General features: G+C 65.2%; 21 protein-coding genes, 2 tRNA genes and 3 pseudogenes. 20 read left to right on the top strand and 6 right to left on the bottom strand.

Features of this window, described 5'->3' with window-relative positions:
• From NVS89_RS22970 to NVS89_RS22145, 3 genes are all read right to left on the bottom strand, one after another.
• Window positions 1-241, bottom strand: a 241-nt coding sequence (locus tag NVS89_RS22970) for a hypothetical protein (protein WP_309486580.1), incomplete at its 3' end; no start/stop codon positions are given.
• Window positions 242-1,343: 1,102 nt separating this feature from the next.
• Window positions 1,344-4,457, bottom strand: coding sequence for an efflux RND transporter permease subunit (locus NVS89_RS22150; RefSeq protein WP_258734947.1), 3,114 nt, complete (start codon window positions 4,455-4,457; stop codon window positions 1,344-1,346).
• Window positions 4,454-5,539, bottom strand: coding sequence for an efflux RND transporter periplasmic adaptor subunit (locus NVS89_RS22145; RefSeq protein WP_258734946.1), 1,086 nt, complete (start codon window positions 5,537-5,539; stop codon window positions 4,454-4,456). Before NVS89_RS22145 ends, NVS89_RS22150 begins: the two co-directional genes overlap by 4 nt.
• A gap of 166 nt (window positions 5,540-5,705) precedes the next feature.
• Here NVS89_RS22145 and NVS89_RS22140 point away from each other — a divergent pair, with 166 nt between their 5' ends.
• The 3 genes from NVS89_RS22140 (at window position 5,706) to NVS89_RS22130 (ending at window position 7,588) form a co-directional block, all read left to right on the top strand.
• Window positions 5,706-6,404 carry a TetR/AcrR family transcriptional regulator gene (locus NVS89_RS22140; RefSeq protein WP_258734945.1) on the top strand — a complete coding sequence of 233 codons (699 nt, stop codon included), beginning with the start codon at window positions 5,706-5,708 and terminating at the stop codon, window positions 6,402-6,404.
• Window positions 6,405-6,726: 322 nt separating this feature from the next.
• Window positions 6,727-7,302 (top strand): TetR/AcrR family transcriptional regulator, encoded by a 576-nt coding sequence (locus NVS89_RS22135; protein ID WP_258734944.1) that lies wholly within the window; start codon window positions 6,727-6,729, stop codon window positions 7,300-7,302.
• Window positions 7,303-7,402: 100 nt separating this feature from the next.
• On the top strand, window positions 7,403-7,588 hold the full coding sequence (locus NVS89_RS22130) for a hypothetical protein (RefSeq protein WP_258734943.1): 186 nt from the start codon (window positions 7,403-7,405) through the stop codon (window positions 7,586-7,588).
• A 44-nt stretch (window positions 7,589-7,632) separates the two neighbouring features.
• Here the strand turns inward: NVS89_RS22130 and NVS89_RS22125 are convergent.
• A tRNA-Thr gene (locus NVS89_RS22125) sits at window positions 7,633-7,707 on the bottom strand.
• A gap of 214 nt (window positions 7,708-7,921) precedes the next feature.
• Between NVS89_RS22125 and NVS89_RS22120 the strand changes: the two genes are divergently transcribed.
• The 16 genes and pseudogenes from NVS89_RS22120 (at window position 7,922) to NVS89_RS22045 (ending at window position 21,142) form a co-directional block, all read left to right on the top strand.
• The gene (locus tag NVS89_RS22120; protein ID WP_258734942.1) at window positions 7,922-8,134 is read left to right on the top strand and encodes a hypothetical protein; all 213 of its coding nucleotides are present in this window, start codon (window positions 7,922-7,924) and stop codon (window positions 8,132-8,134) included.
• Window positions 8,135-8,368: 234 nt separating this feature from the next.
• On the top strand, window positions 8,369-9,658 hold the full coding sequence (murA, locus tag NVS89_RS22115) for a UDP-N-acetylglucosamine 1-carboxyvinyltransferase (RefSeq protein ID WP_258734941.1): 1,290 nt from the start codon (window positions 8,369-8,371) through the stop codon (window positions 9,656-9,658).
• A gap of 201 nt (window positions 9,659-9,859) precedes the next feature.
• The gene (locus NVS89_RS22110) at window positions 9,860-10,342 is read left to right on the top strand and encodes a DUF2948 family protein (protein ID WP_258734940.1); all 483 of its coding nucleotides are present in this window, start codon (window positions 9,860-9,862) and stop codon (window positions 10,340-10,342) included.
• A 121-nt stretch (window positions 10,343-10,463) separates the two neighbouring features.
• Entirely contained in the window at window positions 10,464-11,756 is a 1,293-nt protein-coding gene (gene hisD / locus NVS89_RS22105; RefSeq protein ID WP_258734939.1) for a histidinol dehydrogenase, read from the top strand.
• 171 nt (window positions 11,757-11,927) lie between these two features.
• The gene (locus tag NVS89_RS22100; RefSeq protein WP_374114626.1) at window positions 11,928-12,377 is read left to right on the top strand and encodes a UPF0262 family protein; all 450 of its coding nucleotides are present in this window, start codon (window positions 11,928-11,930) and stop codon (window positions 12,375-12,377) included.
• An 83-nt stretch (window positions 12,378-12,460) separates the two neighbouring features.
• Window positions 12,461-12,868, top strand: coding sequence for an arsenate-mycothiol transferase ArsC (locus tag NVS89_RS22095; protein WP_258734955.1), 408 nt, complete (start codon window positions 12,461-12,463; stop codon window positions 12,866-12,868).
• Between the two features lie 179 nt (window positions 12,869-13,047).
• The gene (locus NVS89_RS22090; protein ID WP_258734937.1) at window positions 13,048-13,671 is read left to right on the top strand and encodes a Maf-like protein; all 624 of its coding nucleotides are present in this window, start codon (window positions 13,048-13,050) and stop codon (window positions 13,669-13,671) included.
• 25 nt (window positions 13,672-13,696) lie between these two features.
• Window positions 13,697-13,927, top strand: coding sequence for a DNA gyrase inhibitor YacG (gene yacG, locus NVS89_RS22085; protein ID WP_258734936.1), 231 nt, complete (start codon window positions 13,697-13,699; stop codon window positions 13,925-13,927).
• Between the two features lie 192 nt (window positions 13,928-14,119).
• Window positions 14,120-14,195 (top strand) — tRNA-Phe (locus tag NVS89_RS22080).
• Window positions 14,196-14,360: 165 nt separating this feature from the next.
• Window positions 14,361-14,582: pseudogene (locus NVS89_RS22075) on the top strand (Arm DNA-binding domain-containing protein); the annotation flags it as partial.
• A gap of 365 nt (window positions 14,583-14,947) precedes the next feature.
• A complete protein-coding gene (locus NVS89_RS22070; RefSeq protein WP_258734935.1) occupies window positions 14,948-15,937 on the top strand; it encodes a helix-turn-helix domain-containing protein in 990 nt (329 codons plus the stop codon).
• A gap of 150 nt (window positions 15,938-16,087) precedes the next feature.
• Window positions 16,088-17,059, top strand: a complete 972-nt coding sequence (locus tag NVS89_RS22065) for a helix-turn-helix domain-containing protein (protein WP_258734934.1) — start codon at window positions 16,088-16,090, stop codon at window positions 17,057-17,059.
• 140 nt (window positions 17,060-17,199) lie between these two features.
• Window positions 17,200-18,657, top strand: coding sequence for a DUF1254 domain-containing protein (locus tag NVS89_RS22060; RefSeq protein WP_309486581.1), 1,458 nt, complete (start codon window positions 17,200-17,202; stop codon window positions 18,655-18,657).
• Window positions 18,658-18,795: 138 nt separating this feature from the next.
• The gene (locus tag NVS89_RS22055) at window positions 18,796-20,331 is read left to right on the top strand and encodes a DUF1254 domain-containing protein (RefSeq protein ID WP_258734932.1); all 1,536 of its coding nucleotides are present in this window, start codon (window positions 18,796-18,798) and stop codon (window positions 20,329-20,331) included.
• Window positions 20,332-20,350: 19 nt separating this feature from the next.
• Window positions 20,351-20,728: an ABC transporter permease family protein gene (locus tag NVS89_RS22050; RefSeq protein ID WP_258734931.1), complete on the top strand. Its 378-nt coding sequence runs from the start codon at window positions 20,351-20,353 to the stop codon at window positions 20,726-20,728.
• Between the two features lie 6 nt (window positions 20,729-20,734).
• On the top strand, window positions 20,735-21,142 hold the full coding sequence (locus tag NVS89_RS22045) for a carbohydrate ABC transporter permease (RefSeq protein WP_258734930.1): 408 nt from the start codon (window positions 20,735-20,737) through the stop codon (window positions 21,140-21,142).
• A gap of 137 nt (window positions 21,143-21,279) precedes the next feature.
• Here NVS89_RS22045 and NVS89_RS22040 read toward each other — a convergent pair.
• Window positions 21,280-22,020: pseudogene (locus tag NVS89_RS22040) on the bottom strand (pirin family protein); the annotation flags it as partial.
• Between NVS89_RS22040 and NVS89_RS22035 the strand changes: the two are divergent.
• Window positions 22,014-22,364 (top strand): annotated as a pseudogene (locus NVS89_RS22035) (isochorismatase family protein); the annotation flags it as partial. The pseudogenes NVS89_RS22040 and NVS89_RS22035 sit on opposite strands and share 7 nt — an antisense overlap.
• Before the next feature lie 131 nt (window positions 22,365-22,495).
• On the opposite strand, the gene NVS89_RS22030 reads toward NVS89_RS22035, so the two are convergent.
• Window positions 22,496-23,941, bottom strand: coding sequence for an MmgE/PrpD family protein (locus tag NVS89_RS22030; protein WP_258734929.1), 1,446 nt, complete (start codon window positions 23,939-23,941; stop codon window positions 22,496-22,498).
• Window positions 23,942-23,960 lie beyond the last annotated feature (19 nt).

Here is a 23,960-nt window from a genome sequence, read left to right as displayed (position 1 = left end):
TCGACTGCACCTCGCTGGCGAGCTGCTCGTCCTTGAGCTTCTTGTTGCCCTCGAAGGCGACGCGGTTGATGACCTCGTTCTCCTTGACGGAGACGACGAGCCGGCCGCCGCGATGGCTGATGGTGACGTCCGAGAACAGCCCCGTCGCGTAGAGCGACTTCAGCGCCTCGTCGATCTTCGCCGGCGTCAGCGACTGCCCGGGATCGGTCGCGAAATAGGAGCAGATCGTGTCCGCATCCACACGCTGGTTGCCCTCGACGACAACGGATGCGGCCGCCCCTCCGGCCGCCGACCACGACACAGCAACATTGCCGACGACAAAGAGAAGAACAATGGCCAGAAACGAAATCGTCTTACCGAACCAACCACCGTTCATGGCCACATACCGCGAAGATTTCATGTCACTCAACACATAATTACCCACTCATCGCCGTCGTTACTTATCTATTTTTACTATTCCTTTTTTACTTAAAACCCGCCAATACATGCACGGCGTATACGGTAATTACTTATTTTCCTCGACGAGCAGGCCACTCTCGCCGATCACTGGCCGGCCAGCCCCACCACACTGACGAAACATAAGTACGGCGACCGAGTGGTTATGTCTAGATTTCTATTGTTTCTTACTAAGTCTATATGTGTATATATGTTATTATTCTTTAATATACGCGCCGCAAATTCGACAATATTCGGTTATCCGATAATTTTTTACTTTGTCATGCGAAATATTTTATATTGATGATCCCAGATGATTCGCCAAGCGCCTGATTATTTTTCTTATTTGTTGCCACATCGGCTTCGAATCGAACGGATACAACTGACATCGAACCCCGACGCGTACTGGGACGCTGGGACGCTGGATCTCACGAGAGCCGACCGAGCTGCGCCGGCCGCGAACCACGCGGCTTCGCCCCCCCCCCCAGTCACGGGGAATGCCTCATTGACCCTCGAGCACACTTCCGGAGCGGGGAGGAGAACGGAGCACCGGTCATGCGACCGGCATGGCTATCTAAGCGGCTGAGGCGCCGATTGACGGGTGAAGTCGTAGACCAGCGCCTCAGCCAAGTCCGACGAGGGTTGCGCACTCATCAGACGCAGTAATCTTAACCCGACCTCTGCACGCGCTGCTGTTTCAATTTGTTTCGACAAGGTTTCTTTGGAGCCAACCTTCCCGTCGATCCTGGAATAGGCAAACAAAACAGCAACGTCGGCGCCGCGTCAGCGTGACGGGCTTCAGAGAACCTTGAGGTCGGGCTGAGGGAACCGATCGCTTTCTCATGTTTACGGCGTCGGAAGCAGGCATTGGCTCCCGACGCCGCGTTATCGAATTGTAGGCTGGCCTCTCAGTGACTGGCGACTTGCCTGCCTGGGGCGTGAAGGCCCGTCGTCGTGGCCTCGCCTTCCGGCCGGATCCGATACCAGATGGTGTAGAGCGCCGGCAGGAAGACGAGGATGAGGACGGTTCCGGCCGCCGTGCCGCCGATGAGCGTGTAGGCGAGCGAGCCCCAGAACACGGATGCCGTCAGCGGTGCGAAGGCAAGCACCGCTGCAAGGGCCGTCAATATGACGGGCCGGGCGCGTTGCACGGTCGCCTCCACCACGGCCTCGAACGGAGCGAAGCCGTTCTCCTGGTTCACGTGGATCTGGTCGATGAGAATCAGCGTGTTGCGCATCAGGATGCCGGACAGGCCGATCAGCCCGAGTATGCCGTTGAAGCCGAACGGGACCTGGAAGATCAGCAGCATCGGCACGACGCCCACCAGCCCGAGCGGCGCGGTGAGGAACACCATGAACATCGCGGAGAAGGAACGCACCTGCAGGATGATCACCAGCAGGGTGAGGCCGATCATTATCGGGAAGATGGGCGCGAGCGCATCGTTCGCCTTCTTCGATTCCTCGGCATTGCCGCCGATCTCGATCCGGTAGCCGGGCGGGAGTTCCGCGATGACGGGCTGGAGCGCTTTCCACACCTCGGCGGTGACCTGCGGCGGCTGGAGCTGCTCATTGTAGTCGGCCTGCACGCTGATGGTGGGGATGCGGTTGCGCCGACGCAGCACCGGGTCCTCGGGGCGCACCTCGACATGGCCGATCTGGCTGAGCGGGATCGGCTGCCCGTCATGGTTGACGAGGGTCAGATCGTCCAGCCGGCTGAGATCGGGCTTCTCGCCGAGGTCGCTGCGCACCACCAGATCGACGGCGCGAATGTCCTCCCGGACCTGGGTGATGGTCACGCCGCGCAGCAGCACCTGAAGCTGTTCGGCGGCATCGATCGAGGTCAGGCCGATCGCCTGCAGCCGGTCCTGGTCGAGCACGAAATGAGCTGTGGGCACCTGCTCGCTCCAGTCCCGGTTGACCATGCGGGCATTGGGATCGGCCCGCAGCACCTTCTCCACCTTGTCGGCGATTCCGCGCAGCGTGTTGGCATCCGGCCCCATCACCCGGAAGACGACCGGGAAATGCGAATACGGGCCGAAGGTGAGCTGCGTCACGCGGATGCGGGCCTCGGGCGCGAGACCGTCCGCCACCGCCTGGCGCGTGCGCAGCTTCAGAACATCGCGTGCCTCCTGGCTGTCGGTAAGGGCGATGATCTTGGCGAAGGACGGGTCGGGAAGCTCGGGGTTGTAGGCGAGCCAGAAGCGCGGGGCGCCGGCGCCGATATAGGTCGTCACCACCTTGGCTTCGGGCTGCTGGCGCAGCCAGTCCTCGACGTGGCGGGCGACGGCTTCGGTGGCGTTGATGCCGGTGCCTTCCGGCATCTGCACCTCGACGAAGACCTCGCGGCGGTCGGAGGTAGGAAAGAACTGCTGCTTCAGGCTGCCCATGCCGACCACCGCCGTCACGAAGACAGTGAAGACGGCCGCGGCCACGAAGAACTTGCGCCGGATCGACCAGGCCACCAGCCGACGGAAGCGGTTGTAGTTCGGGGTGTTGTAGATGTGCTCATAGGCGCCGCCTTCGATCTTCCGGATCTCCGGCAGCAGTTTCACCCCGAGATAGGGGGTGAAATAGACGGCGACCAGCCAGGAGGTGAGCAGCGAGAAGCCGGTGATCCAGAAGATGTTGCCGGCATATTCGCCTGCGGAGGAGCGCGCGAAGCCAACCGGCAGGAAGCCGATGATGGTGATGACCGTGCCCGCCAGCATCGGCGCGGCGGTGTGCGACCAGGCATAGGAGGCCGCCTCCACGCGGCCCCATCCCTCTTCCAGCTTCACCACCATGATCTCGATGGCGATGATGGCATCGTCGACCAGCAGACCGAGCGAGAGGATGAGCGCGCCGAGCGTGATGCGGTCCAGCATGCGGCCCGTCACCATCATGATGACCAGCACGGCGGCAAGTGTGAGCGGCACGGCGGCGGCGACGACGATACCGACGCGCCAGCCGAGGCTGAGCAGCGAGACGATCATCACCACGCCGAGGGCGACGAAGAACTTCAGCGTGAATTCGCCGATCGCCTCCTCGATGTTGATCGCCTGATCGGTCACCTTGGAGATGGTGACGCCGGCCGGCAAGTCGTCGCCCAGCGTCGTCTCGGCCTGCGCCAGCGCCTTGCCGAGATCGAGGCCGTTCCAGTGGTCCTTCATCACGACATTGATGATCAGCGCCTCCTGCCCGTCATTGCGGATAAGGAAGCTCGGCGGGTCTTCATAGCCGCGCTCGACCGTGGCGATGTCGGAGAGCTTGAGCACATGGCCGTTGGAGACGATCGGCGTGTCGCGGATCTTCTTCAGGTCGTCCAGCGCACCGTCGAGACGCAGGAACACCTCGGGACCGGCGGTCTCCACCGAACCCGCCGGCGCCACCGCGTTCTGCCGCTGCAGGGCGGCGAAGACGTCGTCGGGGCTGACCCCGAGAGTGGCGAGCTTCGCATAGGAGAAGTTCACGAATATGCGCTCGGGCCGCTCGCCAAGAATGTCGACCTTCTTGACGCCGGGCACATGCAGCAGCCGCTGGCGCACGGTCTCGGCGTGCCGGACCAGCTGGCGCGGCGGCAGGCCGGCACCCTTCAGCGCATAGACCGCGAACACGACGTCGGAATACTCGTCATTCACGAAGGGGCCGATGGTGCCCTGCGGCAGCTTGCTCCTGAGATCGCCGAGCTCGAGCTTCTTGCGGGCCTGGTAGAACTGGTCCGGGACCTCTGCCGGCGGGGTGGAATCGAGCAGGAACAGCGTGATCAATGCGAGGCCGGGACGGGCGACCGTTTCGACGCGGTCGTAATAGTCGAGCTCCTGCAGTCGCTTCTCGATCGGATCGGCGACGAGGTCCTGCATCTCCTGGGCCGTGGCACCCGGCCAGGCCGCGGTCACCGTCATCGCCTTGACGGTGAAGGCCGGGTCTTCCGCGCGGCCGAGCTTGAGATAGGCGACGAGGCCGGCAACCACGATGGCGATGATGAGGAACAGTGTGACGCTGCCCTGGCGCACGGCGAGGGTCGAGAGGTTGAAGCGGTTCATTGCATGGCCGCCTTCTGCTCGGCGATCCGGATCTCCTGGTCGGCATGGAGATAGTGGCCACCGGTAGCGACGATGGTCTCGCCCGGCACGACCCCGCCCGACAGCGTGACGCGCTCGGCGCCCAGCCTGCCGACGCTGACGGGACGGCGTTCCAGCCGATCACCGTCGAGCACGACCCAGACGAAGAACCCCGATCCCTCGTCGTTCAGCGCCGCGATGGGGATGGAGGACAGCGGCGCTGCGTTGCCGAGGGGAATGCTGATCGTGATGGTGGCGCCCAGCGGAGCCTTTGCGGCGTCGCCCTCCAGCACATAGCGCGCCTCATAGGTGCGCGTGTGCGGATCGGCGGCATCGGAGAGCTGCCGCAGCGTAGCGCGCCCCGTGAGGCGATTGCCATAGAGCGTCGCCTGCGCCGGCGAGCCGATCTCGGGCCGCACCGACTCGGGAAGATTGACCGACGCTTCGCGCGCGCCGCGATGGGCCAGGCGCACCACGGTCTGGCCCGCCGCCACCACCTGGCCGGGCTCGGCCAGCGTGTCGACGATCACACCGTCCTCGTCGGCGAGGAGCTGCGAGTAGGAGCTCTGGTTACGTGCCACCTGGGCTTCCGCCTTGGCGGCTTCCAGATTGGCATTGGCCGTATCCAGCGCGGCCTTGGACTGTTCGTAGCGCTGCTGCGTCGCCCAGCCGTTCTCGCGCAGCTCGCGATAGCGGACCTCGTCGGCGGCCGCCTGCGTACGGACCGCGTCGGCGGCCGCGACCGCACGTTCCTTGGCCGCGATCTCGAGATCGAGATCGGTGCGGTCGATGCGCATCAGCGGCTGGCCGGCGGTCACGGTCTGGCCGGTATCGACCAGCCGTTCCGTCACCTTGCCCGCTACGCGAAAGCCCAGATTGCTCTCGACCCGGGCGGCAACGACCCCGGTAAAGGCGCGCTCGACCGGTCGGGCGGCCTCGACCGTCGTGGTCTGGACTATACGGGGCGCCTGTCGCGGATCGGCCTGGGCTTCCGGCTTGCAGCCGCTGATGGCGAGAGCCGCGAGCGCTGTCGCGGCGAAGGCGAAGCGTTGAAAGGCGACCATGGGACCCTCCAGAGGAGTGGGTTGTAGAAATATTATGATCATCATATAAAACGACAGGTCACGACCCCGCAACCGTTAAAATGATGGTTGTCATTTTTTATCAGTCGTCATTGGTCCGCCGCCCTCGCAAGCAGCGAGGAGCCGTCGCGGCAATCAGGAGGCAGGGATGAGTCTGCAAACGCTCGCGTCCGCGACCGCTCCGGCCCGCTACAAGGCGGGAACGACAGACACCCGCGCCGCAATCGTTTCAGTGGCGGAGCGCTGGTGCCGACGCGTCGGTTTTCGCCGGACGGCGGTAGCGGATATTGCGGCCGAGCTCGGGATGAGCCCATCCAATGTCTTCCGGTTCTTCAGCTCGAAGGCCGTCCTTGGCGACGCCGTGGCCGAGCGGGTACTCGGCGGGATCGTGGAGACGCTGCACGGCGTTGTCGCGCGCGCAGACCTTGCGCCACCGGACCGGCTGCGTGCGCTTCTGCTGGCCTGGGTCGAGACGACCGCGACCGTTCTTGGCACCGACGATCACATGCGGGAGCTGATCGAGGCCGGCATGGGCGAATCGTGGAAGGCCTGCGCCGAGCACACAAACCAGATCGACCGCCTGCTCCGGCTGACCCTCGAGAGCGGGGCGGTCTCGGGCGACTTTGCCGTACGCGATGTCGCGGTGAGCGTCGGGTGCGTCCGGGCAGCGATGCTGGCTTTCACCTATCCGGGCCTGCTCGGGCAGGCCGCGCCCGACACGACGCCCCGGCAGATCGTAGCCTTTGTGCTCTACGCCGTATCGGTCGGCCGCTGTGCCCCGCCATCCGCGTGGCCGGAGACGGCAAAACGTCCACGCTCGTTCTGCGCGACGGAAGAGCCGTCCTGATCAGGGTGCGCAGCGGTCAACGGCACGGCGCAAGGTCGCCTCCTCGGCACAGGTCGTCACGAGCGCCAAAGCGGCACCGTGAGATGGCCACACGTTGACCATCTTCTTTTATATGATAAATATCATGCAAACAGTTCGGCGGATGTGCAGGCCCGGTTCCCGCCCCCTCCCACACGCTCCGGGCTGGGCGGAGCGCTCCCGGGGACACTTCGCAGTGGCGCCTCGCTCACCACGCCGAAAACGGCAGCGATATCCGGCCGTTGATAGCGATCCATAGGTGGTCGCATCGGGGTCTGGGGCGACCATGACAAAGGAGGGCGATATGCCCCTCAGCAAGGCACACAAGGCTGAAACGCGCGAACGCATCCTGCAGAAGGCGAGCGAGCTGTTTCGGCGCGATGGGATCGACGGCGTCAGCGTGCCGGCCCTGATGAAAGAGGCGGGCCTCACGCATGGTGGCTTCTATGCGCACTTCGCTTCCAAGGACGAACTCGTCGCCGCGATCTTCGAACGCGCCTTGGACGAAACATCGGACTATCTCGACGCGGCCGCCAAGGGAGCGGAATCGCCGGCCGATGCCGTCATCGACGCCTATGTCGGGGCATTCCATCGCGACCATCCCGAACAAGGCTGCGTCGTAGCCGCACTGGGCTCGGAAGCGGCGCGCGGGACGCCTATCGTCCGCGAAGCGCTGGCCCGGGGCGTTCGCCATGCCGCTGAGCGCCTGGGCGAAACCCTCCACCTCGGCGAGGATAGAGAGGACGAAGCTATTGCGTTCTATTCAAGCCTGGTTGGGGCGATGATTCTCTCCAGAGCATGCAGGGACGATGCCTCCTTTTCCCAGCACATACTGGATGTGTGTCGAGCTGATCTGAAGAAACGGAAAGCTATTTCGTAGATCGAGATGCATGGCGCCGAATTTTCGGGCCGCAGGATGCCTCAGCTCAACGAACTCTTCAGGTCAGGGATGGAGGTCAGACCTTCCGGCCATGAAACCCATGGCGAGCAACGACATAACTCTGCGCATACCGGAGATCGGCATTGCGCGGGGCGATTTGGTCCCATTTTCGATGGATCAGATCGGGCCGACCGAACAGGCGGGCGGCCCACAGCTGCTCATCACCTCGGAATCCGACGAAGCGGGCGCATTTAGTCTTCGGCATGTTCGCCCCACGTTCATCTGAACCTGAGGGAACTTCCTTTGGCGGCAAAAAACCGTTGAGAATGCTGGTGCTGCGAGAGAGGATTGAACTCTCGACCTCTCCCTTACCAAGGGAGTGCTCTACCACTGAGCTACCGCAGCGCCGGCGCGTCGGGGGCCGTGCCCGCCGGAGCGCGGCGACGTTTGCCACAGCATGCCCGCGCGCGCAAGCTCGACCTTGCCCTTCATGCACCGCCGCTTCCCCCGGCCCCACCGGCGCCCCTTCCGTGCGGCCGCATTCCGCCCTATGGCAGGACGGGTCGGGCCAGCGCCGCGGGAGGCGCAGCGTCGACGGCACGCCAGCAGGATGGAGCCCATGAGCGGAGAGGATCAACAGCAGCGGGCCGAACGCCTCGCGGCCGCCCTGCGCGAGAACCTGAAGCGGCGCAAGGCGCAAGCGCGTGGCCGCAAGGACGACGCCCCCGCACGGGATACGGGCGACGCGACGGCCGGTTCCGGAGCGGACGCCGGCGAAGCGGCGGTGGGTGAGCCGGTGAAGGCGAACCCGACGCGGACCGGGTCGGAGTAGTTCTGCCCGGCACGGACCGCCGCTCCGCGGCAACCCGGCACCGCCCGGTCCGGCGCCGTTCGCCCGGCACGTCTCGCCTGCTCGTTGTGTCGCCGGCCCAGTCGCGCTAACCCTTGGGATCGGCATCCTGCCCGGCGCCACGAATCGGCCCGATACTCAGGGCATGGCCGAACCCGGCAAGGCGCTGCGCGCCGAGGGCCGCCGGGCGACACTGGGCAAGGAGTTTCGAACCTCATGGACCGCATCCGCATCATCGGCGGCAATCCGCTCAACGGGTCGATCCCGATCTCCGGCGCCAAGAACGCTGCCCTCCCGCTGATGATCGCGGGCCTGCTCACCGACGAGAAGCTGGTGCTGGAGAACGTGCCGCGCCTCGCCGACGTCGCCCTGCTCCAGCGCATCCTCGGCAATCACGGCATCGACATCACGGTCAACGGCAAGCGCCGCGGCGACGACGCCTATGCCGGCCAGACCATGGAGATCGACGCCCGGGTGATCGTCGACACCACCGCGCCCTACGATCTGGTCTCGAAGATGCGCGCCAGCTTCTGGGTCATCGGCCCGCTGGTGGCGCGCATGGGCGAGGCGAAGGTGTCTCTGCCCGGCGGCTGCGCCATCGGCACGCGCCCGGTCGACTTCCATCTCGACGCGCTGCGCGCGCTCGGCGCCGAGATCGAGATCGACGGCGGCTATGTGCTCGCCCGCGCCCCGAAGGGCCTGAAGGGCGCGCGCATCGTGTTCCCGAAGGTCTCGGTCGGCGCAACCCACACCGCGCTCATGGCCGCGAGCCTCGCCGACGGCGAGACCATCATCGAGAACGCCGCGCGCGAGCCGGAGATCGTCGACGTCGCCGACTGCATCAACGCCATGGGCGGGCGCATCGAGGGACAGGGCTCCGCCACCATCCGCATCGTCGGCGTGCCGCGCCTCAGGGGCGCGCGCCATTCCGTGCTGCCCGACCGCATCGAGACCGGCACCTATGCGATGGCGGTGGCGATGACCGGCGGCGACGTCATGCTGGCGGGTGCGCGGGCGGACCTGCTCGATTCCGCGCTCGACACGCTGCGCCAGGCGGGCGCCGAGATCACGGTCTCCAACGAGGGGCTTAAGGTGAAGCGCAACGGCGCCGGCATCTTCCCCGTCGACGTCACCACCGCGCCCTTCCCCGGCTTCCCGACAGACCTGCAGGCCCAGCTTATGGCGCTGACGACGCGCGCGGGCGGCACCTCGCACATCACCGAGACCATCTTCGAGAACCGCTTCATGCATGTGCAGGAGCTCGCACGCTTCGGCGCGCGCATCCATCTCGACGGCGAGAAGGCGACCATCGAGGGCGTGGAGAAGCTGACGGGCGCGCCGGTGATGGCGACCGACCTGCGCGCCTCGGTGTCGCTGGTGATCGGCGCCCTCGCTGCCGAGGGCGAGAGCATGATCCACCGCGTCTACCACCTCGACCGCGGCTTCGAGCGGCTGGAGGAAAAGCTCTCCGCCTGCGGCGCCGAGATCGAGCGCATCGCCGGCTGACCACCTCGAACGGCAGACCGCTCCGCACGGGCGGCGTGCCGCCCGCCGCAAGGGCGCGCGCCCGCGCATCTGGCATGCGCGGGTCGATCATGCGTGCTTCTACCTAACCCCTTGCCGTGTCACACTCAGATCGCCATTTCCGGCTCGTGGCCAATGCGGGTTCGTGGCCATTTCCGGCTGGTGGCGATGCGGAGTTGAAAAATGGCGGGTCTCAAACTCATTGCGCTCGACGGCGAGGATCTGGCGGTCCTCTCGGTCCATCTTCAGGATGCGGTGGTGTCGGTCGCCGACATGACCTACCTGCCGAAGGAGCATCGCTTCGTCATGCTCGCCAACCGCTTCGACTGGGAAAAGGCGATCCAGGCCGAGGCGATGGCCGATCTCGACACCGCCCCCGGCGTCGCGGCCGCCGCGGCCGGCCCCTGCGTGCGCCGCCGCGCGGGGCTGCACTTCGACCGCGTGCTCGGCGCGCGGGTGCGGGGCATCGACCTCAGGAACCGGCAGGGCGTGCTGAACCTGCTCGCGCTGCATTTCGCCGAGACCGACGCGCCCTCCGGCACCGTCACCTTCCTGTTCTCCGGAGGCGCCGAGCTGCAGCTCGACGTCGAGTGCATGGAGGCGGGCATGGAGGATCTGGGACCGGCCTGGGACGCCAAGGGCACGCCGTGCCACGAGGCCGATTGACGGCTCGCCCGGCCGGCGCGACATCCCGGCCGCCAAGACCGGCGCGGGACGGCGCACTTGTGTTCGGGCGGCCCGGTTGCGATAGGACGGACCGACGCCCCGCCTGCCGCAGGACATGATGATGCCGCTTCGCCTCGACACACGCTCTCCCGATTTCGACGCCCGCTTCACTGCCTTCCTCGGCACCAAGCGGGAAGTCTCCGCCGACGTCGCGCAGGCGGTGGCGCACATCATCGAGGAGGTGCGCACGCGCGGCGACGCGGCGCTGGTGGAACTCTCACGCAGGTTCGACCGGGTCGACCTCGAGGCGCTCGGCATCCGCATCGGCGAGGCCGAGATCGATTCGGCGCTCGCGGCGTGCGATCCCGCGACGCTCGACGCGCTGAAGCTCGCCCATGAGCGCATCCGCTCCCACCATGCGCGCCAGCTTCCCGAAAGCGGGCGCTATGTCGACCCGATCGGCGTCGAGCTCGGCCATCGCTGGACCGCGGTCGACGCGGTCGGGCTCTACGTGCCGGGCGGCACAGCCGCCTACCCCTCCTCCGTGCTGATGAACGCGGTGCCGGCCAAGGTCGCCGGCGTCGGACGCCTCGCCATGGTGGTGCCTGCGCCGGACGGGCAGCTCAACCCGCTGGTGCTCGCCGCCGCCCGGCTCGCCGGCGTCGACGAGGTCTACCGCGTCGGCGGGGCGCAGGCGGTGGCGGCGCTCGCCTACGGCACCGCGACCATCGCGCCGGTGGCGAAGATCGTCGGCCCCGGCAATGCCTATGTCGCCGCCGCCAAGCGCCACGTCTTCGGCACGGTCGGCATCGACATGGTGGCCGGCCCCTCCGAGGTGCTGGTGATCGCCGACGGCGCGCAGAACCCGGACTGGATCGCCGCCGACCTGCTGGCGCAGGCCGAGCACGACACCGCCGCCCAGTCGATCCTGATGACCGACGACGACGCGCTGGCCGAGGCCGTGATCGCCGCCGTCGAGCGCCAGCTCGCCACCCTGCCGCGCCGCGACATCGCGGCGGCGAGCTGGGCCGATTTCGGCGCCGTGATCCGGCTCGCCGGCCTCGACGAGGCGCCGGCGCTGGCCAACCGCATCGCGCCCGAGCATCTCGAGATCATGGCGGCCGACCCGGAGGCGCTGGTCGGGCATATCCGCCATGCCGGGGCGATCTTCCTCGGCGGCCACACGCCGGAGGCGATCGGCGACTATGTCGGCGGCTCCAATCACGTGCTGCCGACCGCGCGCTCGGCCCGCTTCTCTTCCGGCCTCGGCGTGCTCGACTTCATGAAGCGGACCTCGATCCTGAAATGCGGGCCCGAGCAGCTGCGCGCGCTGGGGCCGGCGGCGATCGCCATCGGCGAGGCGGAAGGGCTCGGCGCCCATGCGCGCTCGGTCGCGATCCGGCTCAACCTCTGAGGCGAGGCAATGGCGCAGGGCGAGGACACCGACCGCGCGTCCCGCCGGGAGAGCTGCGACACCCCCGACGGCGACGACGGCCGCGCCAAGGCAGCAGGGAAGACAGGCGACGCGCCGCGCGAGGCCGGGCGCGAGGCCGACCCCTTCCCGGACAGCCGCCGCCTCTCCGCCGTGACGCTGGACGCCGATTCGATCGGCCGCGCCAATCGCGACGTCGAGCATGAGCGGGCAGTCGCCATCTACGACCTGATCGAGGAGAACAGCTTCTCCCCGCAGGGCGACCCCATGCCCGGCCCCTATCACCTCACCATCGCGCTGGCCGAGGGGCGGCTGATGCTGGACATCACCCGCGAGGACGGCGCGCCCGTGGTGCAGCACCATCTCTCGCTGAGCCCGCTGCGCCGCGTGGTGAAGGATTATTTCCTCGTCTGCGAGAGCTATTATGCCGCCATCCGCACCGCCACCCCCTCGCAGATCGAGGCCATCGACATGGGCCGGCGCGGGCTTCACAACGAGGCCTCGGAGCTGCTGCGCGAGCGGCTGAAGGACAAGGTCGACATCGATTTCGGCACCGCCCGGCGGCTGTTCACGCTGGTCTGCGCGCTGCACTGGAAGGGCTGAGCGTGGCCGTTCCCTCCGCTTCCGACGTGCTTCCCGGCCCGCTGGCCCGGCCCCGGCGCGAGCGCCCGCAATCCGTGCTGTTCATGTGCGGGCAGAACGTGGTGCGCTCCCCCATGGCGGCGGTGCTGGCCCATCATCTGTTCGGCCGCTCGCTTTATGTCGGCTCGGCCGGGGTGATGAAGGGCGAGAACGACCCGTTTGTGCGCGCCGCCATCGACGAGATCGGCCTCGACCTCGGCCGCCACCGGCCGCAGACGCTGGAGGAGTTGGAGGAGAATGAGGGGCTCGGCTTCGACCTCGTCGTCACCCTCTCGCCCGACGCCCACCACCGCGCGCTGGAGCTGACCCGCACCAACGCGATCGATGTCGAGTACTGGCCGACCCCGGACCCGACGCTGGCCGGCGGCAATCGCGAGCAGCGCATGGACGCCTACCGCGCCGTGCGCGACGAGCTGGAGCAGCGAATCCGCGCGCGTTTCCGCCCGCGCTGAGGAAAGAACCTTCTTCCGTGCGTCCCCGACGCGTCCCCGACGCATCCCCTTGGGCGCAAAGCGACCTCCGGCGCGGATTTCTGCGCCCGGGGTGATTTCACCGGATCGGAAAATTCTCTAGCTTGCCGGTCCTTGCGACATGGCCCGCCGGACGTTCCGGCGGGAAAAGGAGTTTTCGCGTGAGCGCCCGCCCCCAATTGGTGCTGGCCTCGGGCTCGCCGCGCCGGCTGGCGCTGCTGGCCCAGGCCGGTCTCGAACCCGATGCCCTTCTGCCGGCCGATATCGACGAGACGCCCGAGCGGGGCGAGCTGCCGCGCCGCCTCGCCCTGCGCCTCGCGCGCGAGAAGCTGATGGCGGCCGACGCCCGCCGCAAGGCCGGCGACCAGTATGACGAGGCCTATCTGCTCGCCGCCGACACGGTGGTCGGGGTGGGCCGGCGCATCCTGCCCAAGCCCGAGCTTTCCGACGAGGCGGCCGACTGCCTGCGCCTGCTCTCGGGGCGCGCGCACCGGGTCTATACCGGCGTGGCGCTGATGACGCCCCGGGGCGGCGTGCGCACGCGCCTCGTGGAGACGCGGCTGCGCTTCAAGCGGCTGTCGCGCGAGGATATGGAGTTCTACATCGCCTCGCGCGAATGGCACGGCAAGGCGGGGGGCTATGCCATTCAGGGGCTGGCCGGCAGCTTCGTGATCAAGCTGGTCGGCTCCTACACCAATGTGGTGGGCCTGCCGCTCGCCGAGACGGTGGCTCTGCTCGCCGGCGAGCGGTTTCCCATCCATCACGCCTGGGCCACGGCCGGATGAGCCTGCCCGGCCAGGGAGAAGGACCATGAGCGCTGACACGCCCGGCGACCGGCACCCCGGCCGCCCCACCGCCTCCGCCTGCCCGATCTGCGGCAAGGCCGAGGCGGAGAAGTACCGCCCCTTCTGCTCCGCGCGCTGCGCGGACGTCGACCTCAACCGCTGGCTCACCGGCGCCTACGCCATTCCCGTGACCGAGGACGACGACGAGGACGGCGAGGAACCGACCCTGACCCCCGCCCCGCCGCGCGAGCGCTAGGGCCGGGACTCGTAAAGAATGCGGGTTGGAGCGAGTGCCGACCCAAGGTACCGGGAAGCCCTTGGACGGCGTCTGCCGGGCGCGGGACGAACTGGGGAAGGCGGCTTTTTCGCTAGCCGACCATATGGACATGCGCCGGAGGAGACTCTATAAGGCGGCCCGCTCCGGACGGCTTTTGCCCGCGCCGGCGGCGCCCAGGTAGCTCAGTTGGTAGAGCATGCGACTGAAAATCGCAGTGTCGGTGGTTCGATTCCGCCCCTGGGCACCATTTCCTGGTCCGATGCGGTCCAGAGACATCCAAAAATATCAAATATCTCAATAAGATCGCACTTTCGAGCTGTCGAACGTAGACCGGTTCGGCACATGGGCATCCGATAAAATTGTTGGTATCGCATGTTGGGGCTGTTGGTATCACCCCAAGAGGACGCCAACGATGCCCCTTGCCGATATTGCATGCAGAAATGCCAAGCTTGGCAAAACCCTCAGAAAGCTGTTTGATGGCGGAGGGTTGCAGCTCTGGATACAGCCTTCGGGCAGCAAGCTCTGGCGGCTCGCGTATCGATTTGAGGGCAAACAAAAGCTACTGGCGATCGGGCCGTACCCGCTGGTATCCCTCAGCGACGCTCGGCGAGCCCGAGACAGCGCGAAGCGGCTCTTCTTCATCTCCGTCTCCTTCCGACGGAGTCCAATTCAAACCGAGGGCGCTTCAGGGGGGCAACGTCACCCGGAAACCCGCGCCGCAGATCCAAGACCTTTGGCGGAAGCCGACGCTGATGCTGCCCCTTAGTGGCCCCTCAGGCACGCCATCGCGAACGTCCGCTTAGCGCCCCATCTCGGCCGTGAAGATCAGATTAGCGGATTCCTGCAAGCAGACGTTGCTGCTTACCGCCCTGGAGGCATAGTTGCGCCAGGAGCGGACATACCGTTCGGGCATTCGGACTCATGTGCGTCGACGGAATTTTCTTGCTAGAATACGGCTACGAGCGCCTACCCTAACGTGTAGATGTCACGGGGGCTGCCATGACATCTGTCGATCCAAAGATTGCTCCGCCACCCTTCCGTCGATTGCGGATCGAGCGGATCGAGGACCTAAGCGATGCCGTTCGCGACGCGCACCTTAGGACGATACAACTGTCTGCTCATCCGCTGTTCGGCAGCCTCGCATTCGCAGAAGAAGACGGCGTTGGTTGCACGAGTGGCTATGTGGGCGGCAGGGTCAGCCTTCAAGGCCCGTTGTCCTGCGATGGCATCACGATCGGACTCGGGCTCAGGTTGGCTCCCGGATGCTGGCAATGGTTGAGTGAAGCGGAAACTCGAAACGTTGCCATTTTCAATGAAGCAGACGAACACGATTCCGTTTATGGCCCTGGTTCTTTGTATGCGGTCGTTGCGCTTTCCGCGGAGCGGTTGGAGGCTGAGGCCGCAAAATACGATCTCGTTCTGGATCGGAAAACATTGGGAGGCACCCGCTTGCATTCCCGGAAGCTTGCGGCAAGTTCCACTGAGCGCCTGGCCGAAAGATTCGAACGTATCCATTCTGGTGAGGACAGCGGTACGGGCGTTGTCGCCGAGTTGCTGTCAGTGTTCATCGAACATCTCTCCCGCTTTCCGATAGATCACGATCGCCGGGTGAGCCGGAACATGCATGCCCGGATCGTCCAGAAGGCGCGTGCCTATATCCACGAACATCTGGTCGAGCCTATCGCCCTCGACGCGATCGCCTCCGCCGCCGGCACATCCCGTCGAACACTCTATCGCGCCTTCGCAGACATCTTGGACGATAGCCCACAGACATATGTTCGTCGGCTGCGCTTGCATCGGATTCGCGAGAACCTGGCCAGCGATACGGAGCTAGCCTGCACAATCACCGTTATCGCAAACCAATGGGGTATCAGCGAGTTGGGCCGCCTGGCAGGATGGTATCGCGGATTGTTTGGGGAACGGCCCAGCGAGACACTGTCGCGAGCCAACCGCACCAAAAGCGCGCAATCTCCAGCTTCCCTGCACTGAATGGCAAAAAGCGCATAGCTGGTCGTCAACAGCCTCCCTATCATTTCGGAATGCCGGGGTTCTGTCGGAGCCGTGCGACTTTGGCGATCCAGGTCGCTGATCGCGAAGACGATTGGCATCGGCGTAATTGTATCGCGGGAACGCCGTCGGATGGGCGTGGATTCGTCAGCAGCACTCACAGGCGTTTCAGTTGGAGCCTGGCAGAGGTTCGAAGTTCACCAAATCGAGCAATTTCGGAACGCTGTGCTTGGTGCAAGTCTCGATGCTGCTCTTCTCAGAGGCCCGCTCAGAGGCGCTAGTCTCGCGTTTGCCGCTGGAAACGGGTTTTTCCTGAGTTCCGGACTTGTCCAAGGCAATATCGCAGTCTCGGGCAATCAATTGGATGGGACGGTGATCCTTGTCGCCAACGTGAGGACGGGGCCAAGAACGTTGCTTGCACTGGAACATTCACGCCCGGGCGATATTGCGGCCATCACATCCGGATTCTGCCTCAATGCCCACTATGGCCCCGGAGATATCTATCTTGCACTTACCCTTTCCGCGAAGAGGTTTGAGCAGCAATGCGACGTCAAATGCATCCACACTGGCGTCGGCGGCCTGCTAAGGCGGGCCCTCTCGAACGACTGGATCGCCTGGGTAGAGGACCAATTGCTCCGGATTCACACCGGGGAGACCTGCTCCAGCATGGCTGTTGCGGCGATTGCGAAACACCTGCTTGAAAGCGTGACCCGGCAGACAGCGGCGGTGAAAAAACCGCAAACTAAATGCCACGCAGCGATCGTCGAACAGTCACGGGATTACATCCAGCGCAATCTATCCTCCCGCATTTCAATGGATGCGCTTGCCACTGTGGCTGGAACGTCGCGTCGAACATTGTTCCGCGCGTTCGGGGAAGTCCTGAATGCCACTCCGCAGTCTTATGTGCGGATCGTGCGCCTCAATCGGATTCGCCAACAAATTCTGTCCACGCGGGAAGCGGATCAGACCATTTCGGCGCTGGCCCGGAGCTGCGGCATCGGCGAACTAGGACGACTTGCGAGCTGGTATCGGGCGCTGTTCGGGGAGTACCCGCACGAGACGCGCAAGCGAAACCGATCACGCGGCGAGGATATGTTCCTTTGATGCACTTTGGCACGATCCGCATAGCCGAAAAGTAGAAGCCGTTGGATTATTCCTCATAGGGCAAAGGCAAACAGGCAAGAAGCCCGGAACGCATGATCGATTCAGTGTCGCACAGCCGCGGCGACAGGGAGGGTGTCATGATGAATCGCATTGCACTATCGACAGTTTCATTCACCGCCATGCTGATCGCGATTGGGGCATGCCCTGCGAGTGCGGAGGAGTCGATCGACACCCGCATCGGCAACCTGACGTTCGAGAGTGGTTATCCCTCAGACGAGACAGTCCAGAAGCTCTATGACGAGATGGACTTCCAGCGAGCCTCCCAGGCCTACATCTGGGGCCTACCGGCAGTCGGCATCAATGAATGGCAAAAGGCTCAGGCGGATGTTTTCAAGGCGAAGAACGGCCAGATGCTGTCGTTCCTCAGCTTCAAGGAGAAGCTCGGTATTCTGACGCCAAACTACACCACTCCGTATATCGTCGGAATTGCCGATCTTGAGAAAACCGGACCGATCGTCCTCGAGCTTCCACCCGGTCTTATGGCTGGCATGGTGATGGACGTCTGGCAGCGTGTGCTTGCCGATCTCGGCGCGGTCGGCCCAGACCAGGGCAAGGGCGGAAAGTTCCTGATCCTGCCACCGGGATATGAAGGGACAGCTCCTGATGGCTATTTCGTCGTCCAGTCGCCTGGTCGCGTGGTGTTCATGGGGGTTCGGCTTCTCGCACCCGACCGTGAGAAGGCGATTGCCGAGCTCATTCCCGGAATCAAGACCTATACTTGGTCCCCCGAGGGCACGGGCGAGGTGATGCCGGTGCGCGCCGAGGGCGAAGTCGAGTGGAGTCAGATGCCGCCGCACGGCTTGCCCTATTGGGAAAGCCTCAACGACGTTGTGCAACTCGAACCGGTCGAGGAGAGGGATCGATTTGTCCTGGCACAGCTCCGATTCCTCGGAATCGAGAAGGGCAAGCCGTTCAAGCCTGACGCCCGGCAGAAGAAGATTCTGGAGGACGCGGCGGTCGTTGGCGAAGCCATGGCCAAGGCAAATACCTCCGACAAGCGCGTCGAGCCGCCCTTCTGGGAGGGCACGCACTGGAAGCACGCCCTGGTGGTTTCGACCGACCAGAGGAAGCCGGGCTATGACCAGCTCGACGAACGTGCCGCCTGGTTCTACGAAGCCGTCGCTATCTCGAAAGCCATGTTGTCGGAGACGCCCGGTGTCGGCCAGCGTTACATCGCGGCTTACAAGGACAAGGACGGCGATTGGCTGACGGGAGGGACCATCTATCGCCTGCACGTCCCGGCCGATCCGCCGGCAGAAGGTTTCTGGTCGGTGACCGCCTATGCCGAAGGTACCCGCCAGATGGTGGTGACCGAACAGGGCAGACCGGACATATCCTCGCGCAAGGAGGATATCGTTGCGAACAGTGACGGTTCAATCGATGTCTATTTCGGCCCCAAGGCACCTGAAGGCAAGGAAGCCAACTGGGTCCAGACCAACCCTGGCGAAGGCTGGTTTGCTTACTTCCGGTTTTATGGACCAACCGAGCCGTTCTTCGACAAGTCCTGGGGACTGCCCGACTTTGAAAAGGTCAGGTGAAAATCGACCTGCACCGTGAGGCGCGCTGCGCAGTGCCGTCTTTCGCTGCGCCACGCCTCGGTGTCCCGGTTCGATGACGGTGCCTCGCAAGGTATCGCAGGCGAAACCGTCCAGCTTGTGAAGCTGAGGAGATAGGAGATGAAACGCACATTCCTTTTATCATCAGTCGCAGCATTCGGTCTTATCGCAGCTGGCTTGGGCCCGGCACATGCCGATCAGGCGCGATTTGACAGTCTCGCCAACCTCCCGTTCAAGCAAAACCGTCCGACACCCGAGACGGCGGCAACGCTCCTTGACGAACTGGCCTTTCACCAGGCGACACAGGCCTATCTCTGGGCGCTGCCGCTCATCAACACCCTCGGCATGAAATTCGGTTCGGAGGAAGTATTCGGAGCTGGCTACAACATACTGCCGATCTGGAAAGAGCGGCTGGATACAAAGACGCTGGTGACGACACCGAACTCCGACGTGATCTATGCCATGAGCTACGTCGACATGGGCGAGACCGGGCCGATCGTGTTCGAGGCACCGCCCAACCTGCAGGGCATCCTGCTTGATTTCTGGCAGCGTCCGATTCCGGTGGACGGCGGCAAGTTCTTCGGCGACGTCGGTCTGCCCGGCCCCGACGCAGGCAAGGGCGGCAAGTTCCTGATACTGCCGCCGGGCTACACCGGTGAGGTACCCGAAGGCTACTACGTCTACCGCTCGGGCACCAACAACGTCTTCATCTTCCTGCGCGCCTTCTACCAGGACCCGAGCGATCTCTCGCCGGCCATCGAGCTGTTGGAGCGCTCGAAGGTCTATCCGCTGAACCTGCCTGAGGCCGAGCGCAAGCCGATGGAGTTCCCGAATGCATCCGGGGTGCCAGCGAACATGCTGCCGCGCTCGGATTTCTCTGCCTTCGAGCAGCTGAAATGGCTGGTCGACCGCGAGGGCAAGAGCCTTGCCAGCGCGGACGGGCTCGGGATGCTGGCCAGCGTCGGGCTGGTGCAGGGAGAGCCGTTCAAGCCGGACGACGCGATGCGCGCGATTCTCGGTGCCGCCGCGACCGCAGCCTACAAGATGAGCCGTGTGATCGGACTTAGCGAGGACGTCGTGGGCAAGTCCTATCGTGTCTGGCCCGAGCTTCACTGGGTCAATCCGGCCAACAACGCCGCCGAACCGGGACCCGAGAAATCGCTCGATCTGGCGTTCGCGAACCGCGAACACGGCTTTACCGACCTCGAGCAGCGGATTTGGTTCTTCACCGACTACTATTCCTGGAGCCCAGGGATGGTGTCCCAGACGCCGGGCCGCGGCGCAGCCTATTACGTAGCATTCAACGACGCCGAGGGTCATTCCTTTTCGGGTGATGCGTCCTACAAGCTGACGCTGCCCCCTGACGTGCCGGCCGAGAACTTCTGGTCACTGACGCTCTACGAGGCCGAGAACGCCTCAGGGTTGGCGACAGAGGCACGGAGGTTTCCCTCGCTTGGATCGCGCGATAAGCCGGTCGTGAACGCGGACGGAACGATTGACCTCTATGTCGGCCCCAAGTCGCCTGAGGGAAAGGATGCGAACTGGCTGGCGACAGCGCCCGGCCGCGGCTTCTTTGCAATCCTCCGCCTCTACGGCCCGGGCGAGCGGGCGGTCGATTACAGTTGGAAACCGAGCGACCTCGCGAAGGTAGAATAGACGAACTCAGAGCGCGCGATTGAGACGACTGCTCTGGGTGTGGATGCTGCCGCTCATCGCCATCATGATGACGGCCATCCGCTCGCAATCGGACCTGCTTGCCGGCAATTACTGGGGAGCACCGTCGCACTTCTCGCTGTTCGACAATTACCGCGAGGTATTCGCGACGTCCCCCATGTGGGGATTTTTCCTCAACAGCGTTACCGTCACCGGGACGACCGTCATCCTCGTGCTCATCCTCGCCACCATGGCGGCGGTAGCGCTGGCCAAATACAACGTACCGGGCAGCACTCTGCTGTTCGCCATGTTTATCGGCGGCAATTTCATCCCCTACCAGATTCTGATGATCCCGGTGCGCAACATGGTGCTGGACGTCGGGCTCTATGACACGGTCTAGGGCCTGGTGCTGTTTCACACCGCGTTCCAGACCGGCTTCGCAACGCTGTTCCTGCGCAACTTCATCATCTCGCTGCCCAATGAACTGTTCGAGGCCGCGCGGATCGAGGGCACCACCGAATTGCAGATCCTGCGTCGGATCGTGCTGCCGCTGCTGCGACCCGCCCTGGCGGGGCTGGCCGTGCTGATCTTCACCTTCGTGTGGAACGACTATTTCTGGGCGCTGGTGCTCGTGCAAAGCGATTCCGCCAAGCCTCTGACGCTCGGCATTGCCGGCCTGAAGGGTGAATGGCTGACGGCCTGGAACCTCATCTCGTCGGCGGCCCTCTTCGCGGCCCTGCCGCCGGTTTGCCTGTTCTTCCTGATGCAGAAGCACTTCGTGGCAGGACTGACGGCAGGAGCGGTCAAAGCCTAAATCTTCCACCGGCGAATGCGACCGGATCACCCCGGAAAGCGACGCTCGAACCTGCCGATCAAGATCGCCGGCAACGCTGCAAGCTCGCAGGGCTCGCGCCGAACAAACGGCGCGGGCCATCGACCGGAGGGCTCCGGTCAGTCCGGAAGCGGAATGTGCTCGTCGCGGTCATCGACCGGCAGGTCGAACAGCCCCCTGCCCCATTTCTGCGCGCGCCATTGGGCCTTGGCCTCTTCGATGCGCTCGCGCGACGAGGCGACGAAGTTCCACCAGATGTAGCGCGGACCCGGAAGCGTCGCGCCGCCGAGGATCATCAGGCGCGCGCCCCTGTCGCCGGCGGCGACCGTGATCCGGTCGCCGGGGCGGAAGACCATCATCCGGCCCGCCTCGAAATCCTGGCCGGCGATCGAGATCGAGCCTTCGACGATGTAGATGCCCCGGTCCTCGTGGTCATCGGGCATCGGCAGCCGGCTGCCCGCTTCCAACGCCACGTCGGCGTAGAAGGTCTGCGAGTACATCGTCGCGGGAGCCTTCTCGCCATAGGCGTTGCCGAGGATGAGCCGGACCGAGACGCCGCGATCCTCGATCAGCGGCAGCGCAGCCCCGCCATGGTGCTCGAACATCGGCGCCATATCCTCGTCACGCTCGGGCAGCGCCAGCCAGGTCTGGATGCCGAACAGGCTGTTCGGACCGCTTCGGGCTTCAGCCGACGTGCGCTCGGAATGGGTCACGCCGCGCCCGGCGACCATCCAGTTCAGCTCGCCCGGACGGATCGTCTGGTCTGCGCCGGTGCTGTCCCGGTGATGGAAGTCGCCGCGAAAGAGGTAGGTGACGGTGCCGAGACCGATATGCGGGTGCGGGCGGACATCGACGCCCTGCCGGCCGCAAGCAGTTGATCATCGCCGGCCTGTGGACCGAGGTGTGCGTGGCGATGCCGGCGATCCAGGCGCTCGGCGAGGGCTGGGACGTGACGGTGGTCACCGATGCCTGCGGTGGCGTTTCGGTCGAATCCCACCAGGTCGCCATCCAGCGCATGATCGCGGCCGGCGCCAACATGATGACCTGGATCGCGGTGGCGGCCGAATGGCAGCGCGACTGGGCCCGGCTCGACACGGCCGGCAAGCTCACCGAGGTGTTCGTACAGCACGGGGGCGGCAGCGGCATCGCCTATCTTTGGGAGCAGCAGTTGCTCAACACGCCGGTGCCGACCGCCGCGGGCTGATCAGACAGGAAACGAGGCGCCCTAGCGAGGCAATACACCGGAGCCGCCGTCGCCCTCGACGGCGGCGTGATCGCCTGCGCAGGGCCGAGAACCGATTACCGGGTCGCAGGCCCGTCGACGCGGCACGGGGTTCAGAAGCACTCATCAAACAGGCCGGCGACGTCGTCGCAGTTTTCGATGGCGAGAATGGCTGCGATCAACCCGGCGGCGTCGCCCCGCCCGCCCAGATTTCTGGCAGCCTTGTCGAGCACCACGCCGTCATCCACCGGCCTGCGCTCGCCACCCAATGGCGCCACGACCTCGCTCGCGAAACGCCGGCCATCCGTTGTCACCACCTCCACGGCGGCCGAGGGTCGGCGCATTCTGCCGTTCATGAGGCGGTCCATCGCCGGGTCGACGCAAACCTCCACCTTGTCGGCAACCTCGCGCAACGCCTCATCGGCAAAGGCGCCCGCCGAGAACCAGCTCGGGCCGGACGGGCGCCCCGTCGCGATCGCGCCGATGAGATGGGGCAGGCTGAACTGTGCGTCGATGGGGTTGAGCGGCCGGCGTTCCATCAGCTTGTCGGCGATGATGCCGAAGGTGGCGACCCGCACTTGGGCAATCGCCGCCGGCGTCAGGCGAGCTTTGACATAGGCGTTCTCGAACGCCTCCAGCGCCGGCGCGAGCCAGCGGCACGCCGGGTAGGTCTTGAAGCTGCCCTTGCCCGCCAGCCACAGCGTTCCGAGACCATCGACCACCAGCGACGCATCGAACCTGTCCGAGCCGATCATCCGCCAGTAGCCCTGCGGCCCGTCGAGCAGATCGGCACTTCCGACGAACCCCTCCTCGCTCATGATTGCCGCCTGCACGCCGGCCTGCGCCGCCGGCGCGACGCCGTCCTTGAGCGAGATGATGGGTCGGGACTGCCAGTTGTATTTGTGCAGGCTCGGCAGGGGAGTCAGCGCGCCGGCGAGGCCGATCGCGTTGCGGATGCCCGCGACATCGCAGCCCGAGAGCCTGGCGAAGACCAGTGCCGCCCCGATCGCCTGGTGCTGGCCGATGCCGTAGACCTGCCGGAAGCGCGCGGCGCTGGGCTGCATCGCCAATATGAGGCGGTTGTTGATCTCATAGGCAGCGGCCAGCGCGACGAGGAACGCCCGCCCGCAAACCGGCCGGCGCCCCAGCGCGGCGAGAGCAGCCGGAACGAGGCTCGCGCTGGGGTGCCCCATGCCCTTGCCGTTGACCTCGAAGCCGTCGTCATAGTCGAGGGCGTTGGCGATCACGCTGTTGGCGAAGGCCGCGGCGATCGGCGTGAAGCGCTCCTGCGTACCGAAGACGCGCGAGGCTCCGCCCGAACCCATCCGCGAGGCGACCGCGCGGGCGCTCCGCGATATGTCGAGATCGCTCCCGGCGACCGCGCAGCCGATCGCATCGAGCAGATGCAGCTTGATGCGATGGAGAACGGGAGCGGCCACGTCCTCGTAGCGCAGTTCCGCGGCGAAGGCGGCGACGGTCGCCGTCACGTCGTCGTCGCCCGGATCGGCAGACGCGCCGGGAGAGGCAACGGTCGATGCCGCGTGCTCTGTCGTGGTCATGTTGAACGTCGAAGCCAGT

The organism is Ancylobacter mangrovi, from assembly GCF_024752355.1.
GTDB lineage: Bacteria > Pseudomonadota > Alphaproteobacteria > Rhizobiales > Xanthobacteraceae > Ancylobacter > Ancylobacter mangrovi.
This window is presented reverse-complemented; position numbering and strand designations above follow the sequence as displayed.